The 2,688-nt window shown below is 38.7% G+C and carries 3 protein-coding genes; 1 reads left to right on the forward strand and 2 read right to left on the reverse strand.

Features of this window, described 5'->3' with window-relative positions; translation table 11 throughout:
- Nucleotides 1–143: 143 nt before the first annotated feature.
- Both flgF and murA read right to left on the reverse strand, forming a co-directional pair.
- Nucleotides 144–944 (reverse strand): flagellar basal-body rod protein FlgF, encoded by an 801-nt coding sequence (gene flgF / locus AB1422_13845; protein MEW6620395.1) that lies wholly within the window; start codon nt 942–944, stop codon nt 144–146.
- Complete coding sequence (gene murA, locus AB1422_13850) at nt 937–2,211, reverse strand: UDP-N-acetylglucosamine 1-carboxyvinyltransferase (GenBank protein ID MEW6620396.1); 1,275 nt, start codon at nt 2,209–2,211, stop codon at nt 937–939. Before murA ends, flgF begins: the two co-directional genes overlap by 8 nt.
- A gap of 122 nt (nt 2,212–2,333) precedes the next feature.
- On the opposite strand from murA, the gene AB1422_13855 reads away from it, so the two are divergent.
- Nucleotides 2,334–2,471 (forward strand): hypothetical protein, encoded by a 138-nt coding sequence (locus AB1422_13855; GenBank protein ID MEW6620397.1) that lies wholly within the window; start codon nt 2,334–2,336, stop codon nt 2,469–2,471.
- Nucleotides 2,472–2,688 lie beyond the last annotated feature (217 nt).

Below are 2,688 nucleotides of genomic sequence, written 5' to 3' on the forward strand. Positions count from 1 at the left end.
TGCCCTCTGCCCTCTGCCCTCTGCTATTTATCCGTGCTAATCCGTATTAATCAGTGGCTGAATAGTTGCTTTATTTCCATATCTTCTCTGTTGCTCTGCGTCTCTGCGGTAAATACCACTTGAACGGTTACCCAAAATTCTACTTACTTCACCCTGCTGACTTCTGTCACGGCTGTTCGTAGTGTATCGTCAAAAGAGGTTACTGCTCGTTGATTAATTTCATATATTCGTTGAATTTCAATCATTTTTACCATTTCTTCGATTGGATTGGTATTTGACTTTTCAAGGTAACCTTGCAAAATTTTAGGTTGAGCGACAACTTGAGGTTCACCTGCATACTGAGTCGCTTCAAATAAGGTATTACCTACTTTTTTCAATCCTCTTCTGTTTTCAAAATCAACTATTTTTAGTCCGTCTATTTCTTGTGGAGATTTCCAATCTCTCTCTCCTGTTATTACCTTGCCATTTTCTTGAACCTGGAAATTGCCTTGAGCAATTTGAATATATCCATTTACTCCTAAGACTCTATAACCTCCTTTCGTCACCAAATATCCTTCTGAATCGATAGTAAATGTGCCATTACGGGTATAAAAAATTTTATTTTGAGGTCCTTCAATCGTAAAAAAGCCTTTTCCGCCAATAGCCAGGTCAAAGTCATTATCGGTTTTTTGAATAGGTCCTTGTGAATATAAAGTGGCTATTTCACTTATTCCTACGCCTGTGCCTACAGGACCAACTTTTGGTCTTTGGTCAAGATAGCCTTCTCTGGTCATAATATAATTATCATAAAGGCGATGGAGAAAAATAGAATCAAATGGTGTAAATATAGTTTCATCCCTTTTATAGCCAGCGGTATCTATATTCGCCAGGTTATTTGCGACAACATCTAAATCTGTCCATTGGGCAAGCATTCCTATTGCACCGGTGTATATTCCTTTAATCATAATCTTCTCCTCCAGCAATGCGTTTAATTTGTGCCCCCAGTTTAGATAATTTTTCTTCCATACATTCATAGCCTCTATCCAGGTGATGTATGCCGGATAGTTGGGTTTCTCCTTTAGCCACCAGCCCGGCTAAAATCAATGCGGCACTTGCTCTCAGATCTGTCGCATTAACCTGAGCTCCACTTAAAGTCTCGACACCACGTATTATTGCGGTATGTCCATCTACCTTAATATCTGCTCCCATACGACATAATTCACTGACATGCATAAACCTATTCTCAAATACCGATTCTATAACCATACTCATTCCTTTAGTAATAGACATTAGCGTCATAAATTGTGCCTGAAGGTCTGTTGGAAATCCAGGGTAAGGCATAGTTCTTATATTTGCTGGCATAAGGTCTTTTTTTACATACACACGCATCTGAGAATCTTTTTTTTCAAATATTACCCCTGCCTCTTCTAATTTAGTCATAACCGTATGGAGATGGTCAAAATCAGCCCCCTCAAGAGTAATATCTCCTTTAGTGATAGCGGCGGCAATGGCGTAAGTTCCTGTTTCTATTCTATCCGGGATAATTTGAAATGAAGTAGTTTTCAATTCTTTTACTCCGGTAACTTTTATTGTATCCGAACCCGCACCTTCAATTTTGGCGCCGGCTTTATTTAAAAAATTAGCTAGTTCTACAATCTCTGGTTCTTTTGCGGCATTATCAATAATTGTTTCCCCGCAAGCCATTGAAGTCGCCATCATTAAATTTTCCGTCGCCCCAACTGAAGGAAAATCAAGATATATTTCTGTGCCAATTAATCTTTTAGCCGATAATTTCACATATCCTTCTTTCGTAACTATTTCCGCACCCAATTTGCTTAGTCCATCTAAGTGAAGATTAATCGGTCTCAATCCGATATTGCATCCGCCGGGTAAAGGAACATACGCCTTACCAAATCTGGCTAATAAAGCACCCATAACTAATGCTGAGGCACGCATCTTGCGCACCTGCTCATAAGGGGCTTCATATTGGTCTAAACTAACGGTATTTATAACTGCTGACTCTTTTTTTCCCTCAACATTAGCCCCTAAAAGAGTTAATACCTCACACATCGTCTCTATGTCCAGAAGAGAGGGTAAGTTTGTTAATGTAATTGGTTCTGGAATAAGAATAGTCGCGGCTAAAATAGGTAGCGCGGCATTTTTAGACCCTGAAATTTTAACTTTACCTGTAAGCCTCTTACCCCCTCTTATGATAATCTTTGGTGAATCCATACATTATAATAATCGGTAAATTTAGCAAATTTCTTTAATAAAATTTGGGTAACTGTTCACCGCAGAGACACAGAGACGCAGAGAAAAACACACCCCTAACCCCTCTCAAGAGGGAAAAATCTATGGACGAGACGCTTAACATCCCTGATTTTCATCAGGGCAATTTCTTGAGTACAACAACATTAAAATTGATTAACAAATCTGTCTTCTCTATTCCTCTGCGTCTCTGCGGTGAATTACTATCTGAATGGTTACGATAATTAGAATTGCTGGGAGGTCGCAAAAGTTTCTTGACAAAACGGCGAAATTTTGCGACCTGTGAAATAGGTTTTAAAAGAAAATGGAAAGATCTCCGATAATATATATATCCAGTAAAAACAAAGACTGGCTATGTAAAAAAGAGGGGGTTAGGTAAAATGAGAAACAAAATGAAGATTTTGGTATCGATCGAGGATGAATTTGGCAATGAAGAGATAC

The sequence above is a fragment of the bacterium genome (assembly GCA_040757115.1).
Lineage (GTDB): Bacteria > UBA9089 > CG2-30-40-21 > CG2-30-40-21 > SBAY01 > JBFLXS01.

What these genes read in the sequence shown, in the direction of transcription:
- flgF (MEW6620395.1), bottom strand. Translation starts at nt 944, where the DNA reads ATGATTAAAGGAATATACACCGGTGCAATAGGAATGCTTGCCCAATGG.
- murA (MEW6620396.1), bottom strand. Translation starts at nt 2,211, where the DNA reads ATGGATTCACCAAAGATTATCATAAGAGGGGGTAAGAGGCTTACAGGT.
- AB1422_13855 (MEW6620397.1), top strand. Translation starts at nt 2,334, where the DNA reads ATGGACGAGACGCTTAACATCCCTGATTTTCATCAGGGCAATTTCTTG.